The 16,921-nt window shown below is 56.9% G+C and carries 13 protein-coding genes and 3 pseudogenes; 8 read left to right on the top strand and 8 right to left on the bottom strand.

Annotated elements, in window-relative coordinates; genetic code table 11:
- Positions 1 to 27 precede the first annotated feature (27 nt).
- Together EAO78_RS15845 and EAO78_RS15840 are read right to left on the bottom strand one after the other, a co-directional pair.
- The gene (locus EAO78_RS15845; RefSeq protein ID WP_122106766.1) at positions 28 to 1,908 is read right to left on the bottom strand and encodes a cation:proton antiporter domain-containing protein; all 1,881 of its coding nucleotides are present in this window, start codon (positions 1,906 to 1,908) and stop codon (positions 28 to 30) included.
- A 219-nt stretch (positions 1,909 to 2,127) separates the two neighbouring features.
- Positions 2,128 to 3,738, bottom strand: coding sequence for a SufS family cysteine desulfurase (locus EAO78_RS15840; RefSeq protein WP_122106765.1), 1,611 nt, complete (start codon positions 3,736 to 3,738; stop codon positions 2,128 to 2,130).
- A 238-nt stretch (positions 3,739 to 3,976) separates the two neighbouring features.
- Between EAO78_RS15840 and EAO78_RS15835 the strand changes: the two are divergent.
- Positions 3,977 to 4,323 (top strand): annotated as a pseudogene (locus tag EAO78_RS15835) (hypothetical protein); the annotation flags it as partial.
- 19 nt (positions 4,324 to 4,342) lie between these two features.
- Here EAO78_RS15835 and EAO78_RS15830 read toward each other — a convergent pair.
- Complete coding sequence (locus EAO78_RS15830; protein WP_122106764.1) at positions 4,343 to 5,299, bottom strand: hypothetical protein; 957 nt, start codon at positions 5,297 to 5,299, stop codon at positions 4,343 to 4,345.
- A gap of 92 nt (positions 5,300 to 5,391) precedes the next feature.
- Here EAO78_RS15830 and EAO78_RS15825 point away from each other — a divergent pair, with 92 nt between their 5' ends.
- Together EAO78_RS15825 and EAO78_RS15820 are read left to right on the top strand one after the other, a co-directional pair.
- Positions 5,392 to 6,027 carry an IS6 family transposase gene (locus EAO78_RS15825; protein WP_122106763.1) on the top strand — a complete coding sequence of 212 codons (636 nt, stop codon included), beginning with the start codon at positions 5,392 to 5,394 and terminating at the stop codon, positions 6,025 to 6,027.
- An 8-nt stretch (positions 6,028 to 6,035) separates the two neighbouring features.
- Positions 6,036 to 6,562: pseudogene (locus EAO78_RS15820) on the top strand (IS6 family transposase); the annotation flags it as partial.
- Positions 6,563 to 6,586: 24 nt separating this feature from the next.
- On the opposite strand, the gene EAO78_RS15815 reads toward EAO78_RS15820, so the two are convergent.
- The gene (locus tag EAO78_RS15815; protein ID WP_122106762.1) at positions 6,587 to 7,225 is read right to left on the bottom strand and encodes an IS6 family transposase; all 639 of its coding nucleotides are present in this window, start codon (positions 7,223 to 7,225) and stop codon (positions 6,587 to 6,589) included.
- A gap of 34 nt (positions 7,226 to 7,259) precedes the next feature.
- A pseudogene (locus EAO78_RS15810) lies at positions 7,260 to 7,842 on the bottom strand (IS6 family transposase).
- A gap of 141 nt (positions 7,843 to 7,983) precedes the next feature.
- Here EAO78_RS15810 and EAO78_RS15805 point away from each other — a divergent pair.
- Positions 7,984 to 8,616 (top strand): IS6 family transposase, encoded by a 633-nt coding sequence (locus EAO78_RS15805; RefSeq protein WP_122106761.1) that lies wholly within the window; start codon positions 7,984 to 7,986, stop codon positions 8,614 to 8,616.
- Between the two features lie 588 nt (positions 8,617 to 9,204).
- Here the strand turns inward: EAO78_RS15805 and EAO78_RS15800 are convergent.
- Positions 9,205 to 9,849, bottom strand: a complete 645-nt coding sequence (locus EAO78_RS15800) for a helix-turn-helix domain-containing protein (protein WP_122106760.1) — start codon at positions 9,847 to 9,849, stop codon at positions 9,205 to 9,207.
- Positions 9,850 to 9,935: 86 nt separating this feature from the next.
- On the opposite strand from EAO78_RS15800, the gene hutU reads away from it, so the two are divergent.
- From hutU to hutH, 4 genes are read left to right on the top strand one after another with little or no spacing between them, the layout of a single operon-like run.
- Positions 9,936 to 11,678 (top strand): urocanate hydratase, encoded by a 1,743-nt coding sequence (hutU, locus tag EAO78_RS15795; protein WP_122106759.1) that lies wholly within the window; start codon positions 9,936 to 9,938, stop codon positions 11,676 to 11,678.
- A complete protein-coding gene (gene hutG, locus EAO78_RS15790) occupies positions 11,675 to 12,589 on the top strand; it encodes a formimidoylglutamase (RefSeq protein WP_122106758.1) in 915 nt (304 codons plus the stop codon). Before hutU ends, hutG begins: the two co-directional genes overlap by 4 nt.
- On the top strand, positions 12,586 to 13,806 hold the full coding sequence (gene hutI, locus EAO78_RS15785) for an imidazolonepropionase (RefSeq protein ID WP_122106757.1): 1,221 nt from the start codon (positions 12,586 to 12,588) through the stop codon (positions 13,804 to 13,806). Before hutG ends, hutI begins: the two co-directional genes overlap by 4 nt.
- Entirely contained in the window at positions 13,796 to 15,370 is a 1,575-nt protein-coding gene (gene hutH, locus EAO78_RS15780) for a histidine ammonia-lyase (RefSeq protein WP_122106756.1), read from the top strand. The genes hutI and hutH overlap by 11 nt, the downstream gene beginning before the upstream one ends.
- A 590-nt stretch (positions 15,371 to 15,960) precedes the next feature.
- Here the strand turns inward: hutH and EAO78_RS15770 are convergent.
- Entirely contained in the window at positions 15,961 to 16,392 is a 432-nt protein-coding gene (locus EAO78_RS15770; RefSeq protein ID WP_122106755.1) for a hypothetical protein, read from the bottom strand.
- Positions 16,393 to 16,407: 15 nt separating this feature from the next.
- On the bottom strand, positions 16,408 to 16,920 hold the full coding sequence (locus tag EAO78_RS15765; protein WP_122106754.1) for an aromatic-ring-hydroxylating dioxygenase subunit beta: 513 nt from the start codon (positions 16,918 to 16,920) through the stop codon (positions 16,408 to 16,410).
- Position 16,921: the final 1 nt, after the last annotated feature.

The following is a 16,921-nucleotide window of genomic DNA, read 5'->3' as shown; positions in this document are numbered from 1 at the left end:
GGATCCTCAACCCCACGCTCGTAGGACTCAGGCTCCGGTGACCAGTTCCATCCCCTCTCGGACGGCTTCGCGTTGACCGAGGAGTGTGACGTGGTCGCCGCGCTCAATAACCGTCTCCGCGCCGGGGACCTCGACCGACTTCCGGTCCCCGTCGCTGATGACGGCAATTAGACAGCCGTCGGGCAGCATCGATCCTGCCTCCTTGACCTTCTTGCCGAAGAACGTCTCGTTGGTGACTTCGAGCTGTTGGACGTCGCCGTTGTGACCGACCTCGGTCATCCAGTGGGCCAAGTCCGGTCGCTCGATCTGGTTGTCGAGGGCCCACGCGGCCGACATCGCGGCCGAGATGGTACTCACGCCTAAGTCCTCGAACGCCTCGACGTTGTCGGAGTTGTTCGCCTTCGCTAAGACGCGTTCGACGCCGAAGTTCGTCTTCGACAATTGTGCGACGAGGAGGTTCGCGTCGTCGTCACCGGTGGCGGCGACGACGATCTTGGCGTTGTCCGCCCCCGCCTTGCGTAACAGCTCCGTGTCCGTTCCGTCGCCGATGACGGTGGAGAAGCCGTCGTTTCGGAGCGATTCGACTGTCGCCTCATCGTTCTCGATGATGACGACGTTTTCGCCGCGGTCTTCGAGGCGTTTGGCGAGCGCGCGGCCCACCTGGCCGCCTCCAACGATGATGACTCTCATGGGTATGACGTTGAGGTATTGTGCGATGTAGCGTGCGAGACCACCCTGTACGAGGGCAGTGACAAAGATGACCAGAAAGACTGTTCCAATCAACAGATCCGCCTGCTGTGCGAGGGCAGGATCGTTGAGTTCAGTGGCGGCTGTTCTAAGATCTGTGGCGAATAGCGTTGCGACCGACGCTGGGATGATCCCGCGCGGCCCGATGGCGCTGATGAATACGCGCTCTGAGAGCGTGAATCGCTCACCTACAGTCGACAGGAATACTAGGAGTGGCCGGATTACCACGGCAACGAGCACCACCACGCCGATCCCTGCGAGGCCCACATCGAATATCGCCGCTGGCGGCAACTGGGCGGCGAGCGCGATGAATACAAATGCTAACACGAGAAGAGTAATATCGCCTTTGAAGTCGGTGATGTCCTCTTTGTACGGAATGTCCATATTCCCGAGAACGAGGCCAGCAGTAGCGGCAGCGGCGACACCTGCTTCACTTGCTAGCTGGTTCGCAGCGGCGAATGCGGCCAACGCGCCGGCGAGGACAAGCAGTCTCGCGTTCCGCGGTGCCGCGCCGGGCGAGAGGTCGACGTACCGGAGGAGGTAGTAGAGGACGCCCGCGACGATGAGGCCGACGAGGAGTCCGTCGCCAAGTCGGAGCGCGAAGCCGCGGACGAGCCCCTCTGCGGTGACCGTCGGATCCACGGCTTCGAAGAGCACGACGGCCGTGATCGCGGCGGTCACGTCGTTGACGATCCCTTCGGTCTCGAGGACCGCCGCGACTTGGTCTCTGACCGGGACGACCTCAAGAATCGGAGAGATGACCGTCGGCCCCGTGGCGACGAGCAGCGCACCGATCACGAACGAGAGCGTCCAAGGTAACCCCTCTAGGAACCGGACTGCCACCGCGGTGCCGACCAGTGCGATGACAGCACCGATCGTCACGAGACGGAGAGCTGCCCGTGGCGCCTTCTGGATGCGCTCAAACTCCAAATGGAACGCGCCCTCGAACACAATGATCGCGACCGCGAGCCCGACGATTGCTGAAAGGGAGGTCCCGAATGTCTCGCTGGTCACGATTCCGAGTCCCGGTCTCCCGATGATCACCCCGACCAACAGGAAGAAGATGATGCTCGGTACTTGGAGCCGAGCCGCGAGAATCTGTGCGAGGACACCAAGTCCGATGATCCCCGCAACCAGTGGTATCAGGAACTCCTGTGCCACACTGGGATCACCTATGTGGATGGCTACTAGTCCGCCACGATAAAAGATGGTTGATCCATGTCGTTCATCGCGTTAAGCCAGAACATGTGGTGTTCGAATTTAGCGGCTCTATGGATAGACTCGAGTATCTTACCAGACGTATTTGAAAATCAAGCAATCATTGTAGAGTCAGTTCAGGAGAAAGTGGGAGAGTGGATTCGTAGTGGAGACAGTGATGATTTACGTGCCGTGTTCCTCGACGTATTCACGGGCTGCCTCGCGGATGACGTCCTCGGGGCCTTCAACGCACTCGCGTCGAAGGTCGGGGTATTGCCCATCGAGCGCGTGGGCGACGTGCCCGTCGAGGTCGGCTACGGCCTCGACCGCCATGCCCTTCAGGTCCTCCGAGAGGAGGCTGGCGACGGCCCGGCTGACCGCACAGCTCCGGCTCTCGAAGGCGATCTCCTCGATACGCCCGTCAGTGATCGTCACGTGAAATTCGCCGTCGTCGCCGCAGGTCGTCTCCTCGGAGGACTTCACAAACGTCGGGTCAGTGAGCGCGCCCGAGTTGCGGGGGCGGTGGTAGTGGTCGCTGATGTAGTCGTGGTAGCGGTCGGAGGCGAGGTACGCGTCCAAGTCCTTGCGGGCCGAGTCGACGACGTCGAGGAGGCGGTCCACGTCCGCGCGGGTGTTGTAGACGTAGAAGGACGCGCGAGCGGAGCCGGGGATGTCGAGTCGGTCGTGGAGCGGCTGCGTACAGTGGTCGCCGGCGCGGATGGCGATGCCGCGGTCGTTGAGGAGGCTGGAGAGGTCGTGCCCGTGGACGCCCTCGACGTTGAACGATACGAGGCCGGTGCGCTCCTCGCCGACGCCGGGGCCGTACGCCCGGATGAACTCCCGGTCCGCGAGCTCCCGGAGCAGGTACTGCGCGAGGTTGTTCTCGTGCTCGCGGACGGCGTCCATGCCGAGCTCAGCGAGGTAGTCGACGGCCGCGCCGAGCGCGATGCCCTCCGCGATGGGCGGCGTGCCGGCCTCGAACTTCCAGGGTAGTCCGTTCCACGTGGAGTCGGTGAGCGTCACGTTCCGGATCATTTCTCCGCCGAAGAGGAACGGGTCGAGGTCCTCCAACAGCTCCTGCTTCCCGTACAGCCCCCCGATCCCGGTCGGGCCGGCGAGCTTGTGCCCGCTGAACGCGAAGAAGTCCGCGTCCATCGCGCCCACGTCGACGGGCCGCGTCGGGGCGGACTGAGCGCCGTCGATGACCGTGTACGCGTCGTGGTTGTGTGCGAGAGCCGCGATGTCCGCGACCGGGTTGACCGTCCCGAGTACGTTCGAGACGTGGGGGGCACAGAGGACCGCGGTGTCGTCGGTGACGATGTCGCGGGCAGCCTCCATGTCGAGATGGCCGTCGGCCGTGACCGGGACGTGGCGGACGGTCGCGCCCATGCGCTTGGCGATCTGCTGCCAGGTGACGAGCGAGGCGTGGTGATCCATCTCCGTCGCGACAATCTCGTCGCCCTCGCCCAGGTGCTGGCTGAGGCCGTACGCGACGAGGTTGATGCTCTCGGTGGTGTTCTTGGTGAAGACGATCTCCTCCCGGCCGTCCGCGCCGAGGAAGTCGGCGACGCGGTCGTGTGCCTCTTCGTAGGCGAGCGACGCCTCGTGGCTGAGCTCGTGGATCCCACGGTGAATATTCGCGTTGTACCCCGCGTAGAACTCCTCGAAGACGTCGTACACCTGGCGGGGAGTGTGCGTGGTCGCGGCGTTGTCGAGGTAGGTGAGTGGATGGCCGTTCACGCGCCGGTCTAGGATAGGGAAGTCAGCACGTACTGCTTCGGCATCAAAACTCATGGTACTATCAAGACTCTGATGCTGATTAGATAAACCATAGGTGAGATTGCCACTCAATGACGTAGTTGATCGCGCTCACATGCCTGGCGAGATTATCCACTTCTTCGCCGATCCACTGAACGATGATTGCTCACATGACGACAGCGAGATCTGTCTTGAGAGTGTGGACAGCGTCGCCATCTACGGCAGTTCCAGTCTGTTGTGGACCGCGGTCCAGTCATGACTCGTGCGCCGCCCCGTCGAAGCCCCGATCGTTGACGCCGCGATAGACGATAGCTGGGCGACGATGGCGACACCGTTGGAATTCCTCAATCCTGTCATCTCCCGGGTGATGGACGGCGTCCAGCGGTACATCTCGAATGGTGGCGACCGCCCTGCCGACGAGATCGAGCGGGCGGACGCCGCCCTCGCTGCCCAGCACCTCAGTACGCGGACGGCGACCGAGGTCTACATCTGTACGACCGATATCGCGGCCGGCGAGGGGGCCGAAACCGTGCTCGCGAGTGAGGATATGGGGACTCGGTGACGTTCGTGATTAGGTTCCGGTTCACTGAAGATCTGGTTTCGAGCCGTGGTGAGGGATAGGGTCGAAAGGAGATACAGCTTACTGTGTGAGTTGACTAGCGAGACGCTTTGATACTGTCGTTAGATAAACCGTGCCCCACATTGCGACAAGTATCGAACCGATCCCATTAAAGATCAAGTCGATAATCGTGTCGTCAATTCCGTGCTGCGCGAGCACGGGGTCAGCCCCAAAGAGGAGCGCACTTCGATCGAGGACAAACTCGAGAACCTCCCAGACTACGCCGGTCGCGAGGACGACCATGAGGGTGAACACGAACATCGCCCAAGGAGGGAAGTGAATCGATGAGGCGTGGAGGTGGATCGTCCTGAGGAACGTGTACCCTGCTGCGGCAACGACTGTCGCCGAAAGTGTATGCGTAAGTGAATCCCATGCCGGTATCAAGCCGTAGAGCCCGACAGTTCCGAGAACGTGGAGGAAAACTGCGCCAGTTAGCCAAAGAGCGAGTGCTGGTTCGATCGGGATACCGTAGTCCCGTTCTATCACTGCCGGGACAAACGTAATGACCAATGCAACCCCCGAATTTATCAGGAGCGGAACTTGGACTGTCCAGAGTCCGTATCCAAATACTAGCGCTAACCCTGCTTGCATCATGCGGACGGCTTGTCGTTGCCGCTGTGGTGAGATGCCTAACCTGTCGCTCAGGACGGGCGATTGAGTGTTTATTTCTGTACCGGGTGTCGCCGAGTCAGCCTGTAATCGATTACCAGTCCGAACAGACGACCGTTGAAAGTGTAGATAGAAGATGCCGCCAGCGATGACTCCGGCAATAGCCGCGGCGACAAACTCGATCATCACCGCCGTATTGATCGCATCCTGCGTGCGCCCGTTGAGCAGAAACGTCGTCCCAAACAGAGTATCGGAGATCCAGCGGACGATATTGAGGACTGCCGCCATCGCGAGTGTGAAAATACCGGTGAGTACGATGGTGAACCACGGCGCCAGTCGGAGCGTCGTCAGGTAGTGGATTTCGACCATTAACAGAAGACCAAGGGTCGCAAGAGAGAGGCTTGGGAGACGGTGTTCAGATAAGGATTGAAAGGTGAGGCGGTGCGTTTTCAAAGTGATTCATGCCCGAAAACGCCCGCCTCAGCGGCTGTTTAGACGAGATCAACTTAGAGTTTGTGGAGCGAGAGGCAACACCGAAGATGTTGATGAAGCTTAGTATTCAGCTCCACCTTGCTGGATTATCGCTTTCGAATACTGTTTCGTTTCTTGAGGTATTCGGTGTTGATCGGGTTCGATCCACTGTTCATAACTGGGTTCACAAGGCCGATCTACAGCCAGAATCTGGTCGGAGCCCGAATCACGTTGCGGTCGATGAAACGGTGATTCAGCTTGACGATGAACACTATTGGCTGTACGCTGCCGTCGATCCAGGCTCAAACGATTTACTCCACACAAAGCTTGAGCCGACAAGAACAAACGTGATCGCAGATCAGTATTTCGCGGAACTCCGCGAAAAACACGACGTGGATGACGCGATCTTTCTCGTTGATGGTGCGGTTCCACTTCACCGAGCATGTGAAAAACATGGCCTCGATTTCAGATACGAACGACATGGAAATCGGAACAGTGTCGAACGTGTCTTTCGTGAGATAAAACGCAGAACTACCAGCTTTTCAAACTGTTTCAGCAACGCCGAAGCAGAAACTGCTGACGAGTGGCTGAGATCGTTCGCGTTCGCATGGAATCAGCTTATCTGAACACGAGGCATCTTGCAGGACTATTACTTTTAAATACAGTTACGCTTCTTGAAGATTTGGGTGTCGAGCGGAGTCGTGTCGCCGTTCATAACTGGGTACAGAAGGCCGATCTACAGCCAGCTGAGGTGAAAGCCCGGATCGCGTTGCGGTCGATCAGAAAGCGATTCGTATTAACGACGAACAGTACTGGCTGTACGCTGCTGTCGATCCAGAAACGAACAGAATCCTCCATTCTCGGCTATTTCCGACATATACGATCCCGATTGCTCGAGAGTTTCTCACTGAGTTATCCGAGAAACACGATGTCGAAGACGCTCTATTTCTCGTTGATGACGCAGACGATCTGATCGGCGGTCTCCGCCAGGAGAACTACAGCTACCGCGTCCAGCAACACGACTTCAGAAATTCAATCGAACGTGTCTTTAGAGAAGTAGAACGACGAACCTCTTCGTTCTCAAACTGTTTTAGTCACGTCGATCCAGCAACCGCAGAAACATGGTTACAAGCCCACTCCGTCTGGTGGAACCATGCCTAAGTTAACACGACCGAATAGGTCGCGTTAACTTTGGCGTGAATTGTGGTAGACGGCAAAGGCTTCGAGCCAATTTTGAGCTGTCTCTAGCGCGACATTGCTGAAACTATCCGCAAACGATGATGTTCGTCGTTCTATTTCCCAAAATACACGTTCGATGGCATTTCTATTTCCATGTTGAATGATTTGAAATCGATAGCCGTCTTCAGCCAGAACCGATCCGAGATAGTCTGCGTCATCGACGAGAAATTCCACGCTATCGAGCTGGTAGCGCCGGTGTAGCTTAGTCAGAAACCATCGTGTTGTCTGTTTATTTGCGGTCGGATAGAGGCTCACGTGAAGGATTTCGTTCGTCTGTGGATCAACCGCGCCGTACAGCCAGAACTTCTGGCCGTGGAGGCGGATCATCTTTTCGTCAACCGCGAGTTGATCCTCGGGGACGGTCGAGATCGGCTGTAGATCGGCTTTATGAACCCAGTTATGGATAGCGACGTGACTCCGATCGATCCCAAATAGTTCAAGATGCTTACTTACCTCATGCAGTGACATACCGTCCAAATGACAGCGGATCCCTACTTCAATCGCCCATCGCGGCGTTCGATCTTGCTCCACAAACGACAAGTCGATCCACGCGATACATTCGCTGAGGCGCTCGGTTTCGGCCATAGACACTCTAAAGTCGAGCGCCTCATCCTCTAACTTAACGCGACCCGTGAGCGTTGCTAAAGCTATTTGAGAACGAAGAGGTTCGACGTTTTACTTCGCAAAAGACACGTTCGGAACTATTTCGCTTCCCGTGTTCTTGGTACTGGAAGCGGAGTCCTTCTCGGTGGCAGGCACTCTGGAGTGATGGGGAGCCATCGACGAGAAAAATAGCGTCTTCGACGTCGTGTTTCTTCTGAAGTGCATCGAGAAACTGACGTGCGAGAACGGTATCTGTCGTGGGCTCAAGCTGTGTATGCAGTAATTCGTTTGTATGTCGGTCGACAGCAGCGTACAGCCAGTATTCTTGGCCGTTGAATCGGATCACGGTCTCGTCAATCGCAACGTGATCCGGGTTCCGGCCAGATTCGGGCTGTAGATCTGCTTTGTGAACCCAATTGTGGACAGTCGACTGTGTCCGTTCAACACCGAAACCTCAAGAAACAAGACAGTATTCGAAAGCGACAATCCTGCTAAATGCAGCTGAATACTGAGTTTCATCAACAGCTTCGGTGTTGCTTCTCCACAAACTCTAATTCAATCTCGTCCAAATACTCATTGAGGCGGTCGTTTTCGGGCATAGATCACTCAGAAAACGAACCGCTTCACTCTTCATCCTTATCTGAACACCCCCACACTGAAATGATCCTGGATTTAGAGGCATTCGAAGTTGATTCCGCGGTGTTAAGTTAAGACTGAGGCGGTCGATCTTTCGAATTCCTATGCCCGAAAGCGACCGCCTCACCGGCTCTACCGAGTGGATCGACTTGGATTTTGTGGAGCGAGAGCGGACACCCCGCGAGATCATTGAAAAGGGTATTCGCCACCACCTTGCTGGTCTATCACTTTCGAATACAGTTATTCTTCTTGAGGAGTTGGGTGTCAGTCGAAGTCGTGTTGCTGTTCACAATTGGGTGCAGAAAGCCGATCTACAGCCAGCTGATGGTGAGAGCCCGGATCGCGTTGCGGTCGATCAGAAAGCGATCCGGATCAACGACGAGCAGTACTGGCTGTACGCTGCCGTCGATCCTGAAACGAACAGAATCCTTCATTCACGGCTGTTTCCGACGTACACGATTCCGATCGCACGAGAATTTCTCACCGAATTAGCTAAGAAACACGATGTCGAAGATGCTCTGTTTCTCGTTGATGACGCAGACGATCTGATCGGTGGTCTCCGCCGCGAAAACTACAGCTACCGCGTCGAACAACACGGCTTCAGAAATTCAGTCGAACGTGTCTTTAGAGAAGTACAACGACGAACCTCTTCGTTTTCAAACTGTTTCAGCCACGTCGATCCACCGACCGCGGAAACGTGGTTGCAAGCCCACGCCGTCTGGTGGAATCATGCTTAACTTAACACGACGGTTGATTCTGATGGCATCCCAAAAGATACATCCAGAATAGATATTGATGAGAGTGCGGTACCCGATGATTTTGAGTACATATCGATTGATGAAATCGAAGACCAGAGATTCCAAGAAGTATTAAAATCAGCCGCAGATTTGGGCTATGAAGAATATATTACCTCTTCTACGGATCACTACAGACAATTGATTGAAAACCTTCCACCAAATGCTTCACTTAATAATGGATCTCCGCCGGGAGCGTATTTCGATGTTAATGGGACACCTGTCCTGCTCGTTATATATCCACTCGGTGGTTCTGTCTCTGAGACCCTGCGTTGGATACCTGTCCAATATTATGTCACGGAGTACGTTATTCGGCGAACCTCCGAGGAAAACGAATCACCTCGGAATGGAACAGTGGTTGAATGTCGTCTCCCAGAGTAAATATGAATGACGAGTTCATCTCTACTTGGATCAGTCAATACGTATCTCTCATCGACCAGCTGTTTCAGATGAGAATGTGTCTGAAGAAGAAAATTTTAACAGGGCGGATGAGAAAATAACTATCAAACTGATATCCTCTTTAAGATTTTCTTATAGGTACTCTACAAATGATTTTGCAAGCTCCTCTTCGGCACGTCTTAGGTGGTGTTCAACTGTCCGGCGACCAACACTCACGGTATCAGCGATCTCACTCGTCGTCGTTTCGCGAGGAATCTGATAATATCCCTGCTCGAACGCAGTAAGGAACACATCCCGCTGCCGATCGGAAAGTGACGGAAGAAACGTGCTGGCTGACAGCACGGGCGTCTCTGATCTGACGGTTGTCAACTCCTTCTTAGACTCAACCGTCACTTCATATTCCGCCGAGATGTCTTTGTACAATCTGGAGAGATTTGCTGGGTCGAGCGCCAGCACGCGGACAACTTTCGCGCCATATTCGTATCTGAGCGGGGGAAGGAGAAGGCAGTCATTCGCGGCGAGATGGGCCTCAATATAGTCGTCCCCATATTCTTTCAGGCAAGCTTCAGTGATCACGGTCTGGCCGCCATCATTTTCGATCCGTTCGCGGACGCCAACCTCCGAACTGACGTGTTCGATAACTTCCTCTTGTTGGTCGCCAGCGATATGAAGTAAGTCACAGTGGTCGTTACACCATAGCTCGATCTGGGTGTTGTTATGCGACGTCGAGCTTGCATAGGGACTATCGCTTTTGATCCGGAATACCGCCTTGTACATGGGTGGATATTCCGACCGATTATTTAAAATCATTTCCAAAAGGAGAACCTAAATTATCGGTCGACTATTCCTAGGTACACATACACATGAAACGACAACAGGCCGATTCTGACTCGACGCATGATATCGGAACCCCATCCTCGGAGTGGTTCGGCTACCAGGGCGCACCAACTGGAACCGATATCGAGTGTGAAGGATGGCGGCAGGAAGCCGCGCTCCGAATGCTCAACAACAACCTTGATCCGGAAGTCGGAGAGAAGCCAGAGGATCTCGTGGTGTACGGCGGCACCGGTCGGGCAGCCCGGAGCTGGGATGCGTACGATGCTATCCTCTCGGAGCTCCGAACGCTTGCGGACGACGAGACCCTCCTGATCCAGTCGGGCAAACCAGTCGGACGGTTCAAGACGCATGAGCGTTCGCCACAGGTGCTTATTGCGAACTCGAACCTGGTCGGCGCCTGGGACGACTGGGAACACTTCCACGAACTCGAATCGAAGGGGCTCATTATGTACGGCCAGATGACCGCCGGTTCGTGGGCATATATCGGAACTCAGGGCATTATTCAGGGAACCTTCGAGACGCTGGCCGAGGCCGCCCGTCAACACTTCCCTGAGCGGGAAGGGCTCGAAGGGACAATCACGGTCACCGCCGGGCTCGGTGGCATGGGTGGTGCCCAACCGCTAGCCGTGACGATGAATCACGGTGTATGTATTGCGGCCGAGGTCGACGAAAATCGGATCGACAGGCGACTCGAGACGGACTATTGTATGGAGAAGACGGACGACCTTGACGAGGCTATCGAGCTGGCCGAAGACGCGGAAGCGAGTGGCGAGCCACTTTCAATCGCGCTCCACATGAACGCTGCCGATATGTTCGACGGCCTGCTCGAGCGTGATTTCGTCCCGGATATCGTCACGGACCAAACGAGCGCACACGATGAACTGGAAGGGTACTACCCCGCGGGGTATACTATCGAAGAGGCTGACGCGTTACGTGAGGCAGACTCTGATCGATACGTCGAAGAGAGCCTCGACACGATGCAACGTCACGTCGAGGGCATTCTCGAAATGCAAGAGCGAGGTTCAGTAGCCTTCGAGTATGGAAACAACATCCGTGGACAGGTCGAGGAACATCGGGACGTAACAAACGCGTTCGATTTCCCGGGGTTCGTTCCGGCGTATATCCGACCCCTGTTCTGCCAGGGGAAGGGACCGTTCCGCTGGGTTGCCCTCTCAGGAGACGAAGCGGACATCCACCGGACTGACGAGGCTGTCAAGGAGCTCTTCCCTGAAAAAGATCAGCTGCATCGCTGGATAGACCTCGCACAGGAACAGGTCTCGTTCCAGGGGCTCCCCAGCCGCGTCTGCTGGCTTGGCTACCAGAGCGACGATGGCCTGACCGAGCGGGCGCGGTTCGCACTCCGGATCAACGAACTTGTCGCCGAGGGCGAGATCGCCGCCCCAGTTGTTGTCACACGCGATCACCTGGATGCTGGCAGCGTGGCCAGTCCGAACCGAGAAACCGAGGCGATGCAAGATGGTTCGGACGCCGTGGCCGATTGGCCAATCCTTAATGCCCTGCTCAACTGCGCTGCTGGCGCCGACATCGTCAGCGTCCACGATGGGGGTGGTGTCGGTATCGGTAACTCCCTCCACACGAACAACCACGTCGTCCTCGACGGGTCAGACCTCGCCGCTGATAAGGCCCGACGTGTGTTTACGACTGACCCCGGTATGGGGGTTATCCGGCATGCCGACGCTGGGTATGAGGAAGCGCTTGACGAAGCAACTACTTCGGACGTTCGCATCCCGATGCGTGAGGACGAATGACAGGCCTCACTGCACCGTCGGGATGGGCTGGGTCGTCATCTGACCCCGTAGATGAACAGTTCGGCGACGTTGTCAGCCCAGCCGACCTCGACACCGCTGGTGAGTTCGATGTAGTCCTCCTCGGCGAGCCGTACGACGGCGCGGTTATCTCCAGGCGTGGCGCCGCTGAGGGTCCCGAAGCTCTCCGGAACGCGCTGGCAGGGATGAAGACCCATCACTTCGATATAGGCCCCGTCGAAAGCGTCGCTGATCTCGGGAATGTCGACATCCCAGCAGGTTCAGTTGGCGAGGTGCAGGACGCGATACGGGGGGTTACGGAATCGATTCATGCACTTGACGCACTACCCGTCTTCCTCGGCGGCGACAACTCACTGACCGTCCCGAATGTCTCCCCGCTACTCGAGGATTCGAGCGTCGGCGTGCTCAACGTTGATGCCCATCTTGACGTTCGAGAGGTCCGAGATGGTCCGACGAGTGGGACGCCTTACCGCCAGTTACACGAAGCCGGCCTCGACAGCTACGCCTGTATCGGTGCTCGACACTTCGAGACGAGTACGGCCTATCACGAGTACGTCTGTGAGAATGGAGGAACGGTCGTAACTGCCGAGGAGGTAACGGCTGATCTTCCCGAAGCCGTCGATCGGGCACTCTCCGGGCTCGACAACGTCGACCGAATCTATTGTAGTGTCGATATCGACGTGCTTGATGCGATCTATGATGGTTCTAGCGCCCCAACACCCGGAGGGTTGCTGCCACGTGAACTGTTCCGCCTTATTCGTCTCGTCGCCGAGGACAAACGAATTGGGGGCTTCGAACTTGTCGAGTGTGCGCCACCACTCGATACTGATGGACGAACTGTTGACGCTGCAGCACGTACCGTGGCGCACTTCCTCTCGGGGTGGTCAGCATGACCGACCTTGTCGTCCACGACGCGGCCCAGGTTGCTAATCCGACGGACGACGGCGAGATGGTAACGTTCCGAGACGGTGCCGTGGCAATCGAAGACGGTGTCGTCACCGCGATCGGGTCGACCGAGGAAGTTACACGCGACCACCCCCCCGAGAATGCGACGGACGCGGTCGACGCTGCCGGCAGAACGGTGCTTCCCGGATTCGTCGACCCACACACACATGCTGCGTTCGCGGGCGATCGTGCCGATGAATTCACTGCAAAACTCGCGGGGGCGGACTATCAGGACATTCTCGCGGAAGGTGGCGGTATCTTACGAACTGTGCGGGCGACGCGTGACGCCTCTCGCGACCAACTTGTCGAGAACCTGCTCGCACAGCTCGACGTCATGCTCGCCCATGGGACGACGACCGCTGAGGTAAAATCGGGCTACGGACTCGATGTCGAGACTGAAGTAAAGATGCTCGAAGCAATCGACGAGGCAGCCGGCCGGCATCCGATTGACGTGGTGCCGACATTCATGGGCGCTCACGCCGTGCCTGAAGACACGGCTCCCGAAGAGTACGTTGACCGTGTCGTCGAAGAGCAGTTACCTGTCGTGGCGAAACACGATCTCGCCGAGTTCTGTGACGTCTTCTGTGAGGCGGGCGTCTTTTCGGTGGATCAGTCCCGACGTGTTCTCGAAGCTGGAGTAGAACAGGGGCTGACGCCGAAAATACACGCCGACGAGTTTGAGCGACTCGGCGGATCGCAGTTGGCTGCCGACATCGGGGCCACGAGCGCGGACCACTTGCTACAATCGACCGAGGCGGACATCACGGCGCTCGGCGAGGCAAACGTAACGCCCGTTCTCTTGCCGGGGACTGCCTTTTCGCTTGCAGCTGACTACGCAGATGCACCGGCCTTCGAAGGAGCTGACGTCCCAGTCGCTATCGCGACCGACTTCAATCCGAACTGTTACTCACAAAGTATGGAATTCACGATCGAACTCGCCTGCAACGGTATGCGTATGACACCTTCGTCGGCCCTCCGTAGCGCAACTGTAACGGCTGCGAACGCTATCGACCGAACGGACGGCTTAGGAACCCTTCGAGAGGGATCGCCAGGCGATCTAGTCGTCGCCGACGTGCCCGACTATCAGCACCTCCCGTATAATTTCGGTGTGCAAAACGTCCAAACGGTTGTGAAGAATGGTGAGGTGGTCCACAATGACTGCTGACCCGGTCGTCGTCGATGGGGAATCACTTACGCCAGGCGACGTTGACCGCGTCGCACGCCACGATGCCCCCGTTCAAGTCCCGGAGGACGTCCGTGAAGGTGTTCGGGAGTCGCGCCAGCGCATCGTCGACATCGTTGAATCCGGGGAGGCGGTCTACGGTGTGAATACAGGGTTCGGAGAACTCGTTCAGGAACGGATACCGGATAACGACATCGAAAGCCTCCAGCAAAACCTCGTTCGGAGCCACGCTGCCGGGACGGGCCGCGATCTCACCCGAGAAGAGGTCCGAGCAATGCTCGTTACCCGCCTCAACGCGCTGGTGAAAGGGTATAGCGGTGTCCGGGAACGGATCATTGACGTTCTCGTGAAGATGCTAAACGAAGCGGTTCATCCCGTTGTGAAGGCCAAGGGGAGCCTCGGTGCGAGCGGCGATCTCGCACCCCTCGCCCATCTCGCTCTCGTCGTCACCGGAGAGGGTGAAGCCACTGTGGACGGGGAACGGCTCCCGGGAGGCGAGGCTCTGAAGCGGAAGAACATCGACCCAGTGACGCTTCGTGCAAAGGAAGGATTGGGGCTCATCAACGGGACGCAACTGACTGTCGGGTTAGCCTCGCTCGTCGTGTGTGATGCTGAACGTGCGATGCAGGCGGCAGATATCGCCGGTGCGATGACAACGGAAGCGACGATGAGCACGACCGCGAGCTCACACCCCAGCATCCAGCGCGTCCGGCCACACCAGGGGCAAACAGAAAGCGCGAGAAACATTCGTCGGCTCACCCGACACTCCCAAATCGTCGAATCGCACCGTAACTGTGACCGAGTGCAGGACGCATATTCGCTCCGCTGTCTGCCACAGGTACACGGTGCTGTCCGCGACTCGGTTCAACACCTCCGCGAGGCCGTTGAGACGGAACTCAACAGTGCGACAGACAATCCACTCGTATTTCCTGCAGACGACGCGGACGACCGCGCAAGCGGCACTGCGCAGGCTGCTGTCCTCTCTGGCGGGAATTTTCATGGACAACCGTTGGCTTTGCGGCTGGATTATGTCACGAGCGGTCTCGCGGAGTTAGCCTCGATCTCGGAGCGGCGGATGGATCGAATGCTCAACCCCAACGTGCAAGAGGCGCATTTACCTCCGTTTCTGACCACGGGGAGCGGCCTTCAGTCGGGCTATATGATCGCACAGTACACGGCAGCCGATCTCGTGAGTACGAATCGTTCGCAGGGGCGTCCATCGATGGATAGCATCCCCGTCAGCGGAAATCAGGAGGACCACGTCAGCATGAGTGCACAGAGCGCTTATGTTGCCAGAGAAACGGTCGAGGCTACGCTCCGTGTTGTCGGGATCGAGCTGGCCTGTGCGGCCCAGGCGATCGATTTCGTTGAGGACTGTTCCCCCGGCGTAGGGACCAACGTTGCCTACCAGATCGTTCGCGAACACGTTGCTCATCTAGATGGAGATCGGCCGATCCATCGAGACATAGAATCTATGCTGGCGCTCCTTCGCTCCGATACGTTACTCGAAGCCGTCGAAACAGAACTCGAGGAGCCGCTAGACTGAGGAGGACGCTCCGACTTTTATTTCTCTGAACCAGTAGGCAGCGTCGGGACGTCTCGGGAAGCAAACGGAGCCGAATCGGAAGAGAGAGTTCCGATAGACCTTATGCTCCCATTTCGACTCCCGTGAATGCGGTCCGAGGGACGCTGTGTGGTCCGGCCGACAAATTTCCCGACTGCTGTCTGTGCGATTTCGTCGTCTCTGTGGAATGCTGCCGTTAACTCCCCCATCCCGACGATTTGACCTCCTTCGAGCGGAAAAAACACCGCCAAGGTGAAGAGTCTCGCCCTGTCAGCTGCCTGGAGATCGTCCAGTGGGTGTTCGGGCTGGATCGATTCGCGGGTTTGGGAGAATATCTCCAGTCAGCCGCAATATTAGCATTTTTTCGAGAAATAGGAATGTTCGGCAGCCGCGTGACGGTTATTGGGTGCTGAGCGATGAAGTTACCCCCGGCGTTCGTCACCGTGAGTACCGACGGAACAACGATTTTCTCAGCATGCTGTTCGGCCACTGCTGTAACTTGCGATGCCCACAATTTCCAAAAGCACTTCAAAAACAATACGTGGTCCACAGCTTACGTTAGCTATCGATTTTCAATCGTTGAGGTCGGTCTTGACCCATTCTGTAATGAGGTCGTGATCTTGTTCGGCGAGGGTTTCGAGTTCTGCGGGACAGAGTCGAATCGACTCGCCCTGTTTTTCGGCTTCGAGATCGATCCGGATGCCCGCCTCCGTGTGCATCTCGTAGACGACGATGAACCCAAACTCATTCGAAATGGTCGTCAATCGGATGCGTTCGGACAGCTCGCCAGTTCCGGTGGGTGACCGTTGAGTGGTGTTCGCATCTGGTAAGGCGGCAAGTGCGTCGTTGTCCTGCCAGGTAAGCGCCTCGAGGGCGACTGCGTCCAACCGAATCGACGAAGTGGGTGTTTCGATTTCGAGACGCTCTCCCTTTGGAGTCTCAATCCGATGCAGGCGTATCCTGTCGCCATTCGCGGTCAGTTCGGTGAGTTGTATGAGGTTCATATTGGTGGTTCGTGCTCAGAGGAAAAATGATAAGTTACGGGTTGCGAGGACTGTCTGGTCGAGATAGACCGTCCGCTTAGCTAACTTAAACTCACCGTCAACACGACGGAGCCGGTCCTCTCGCTCACCAACGATGAGATCGTGATCCGCGGTATCCCCCTGACTCCGATAGAGCAACAGGTTGCTTTTCACCGCAACGTCGTCCGCCTCGTTGTTTGAGAGTTCGCTCGCACGAACGTTCGAGACAAACCGACGCGTCCGTGATGGAGGGTTCTCCGCCCACGCGTAGTCATTGTCAAAACGCTCGACGCGCGTCGATAGGGTTCCGTGGTCGTCGCGGTAGAGAAACCCCTTGCCGCTGAACTCTGAACGTTCGGACCCACGCTCCCGTGTCACCCGACGCGGAACGAGATATTCTATATCCTCGGTGAGCAGCTCGAACCAGTCGTGAAGACGTTTGTCATCGAGTAATTCTGCCTCGTGGTGAAGGAACTCCTCGCAGTCGAGACGTAGTTCGTGGTTCGTCATC

Source organism: Halobellus captivus, from assembly GCF_003697845.1.
In the GTDB taxonomy this organism is placed as follows: Archaea; Halobacteriota; Halobacteria; order Halobacteriales; family Haloferacaceae; genus Halorubrum; species Halorubrum glutamatedens.
Note: the sequence above shows the minus strand (reverse complement) of the source record. Positions and strands in the feature narration are given on the sequence as shown.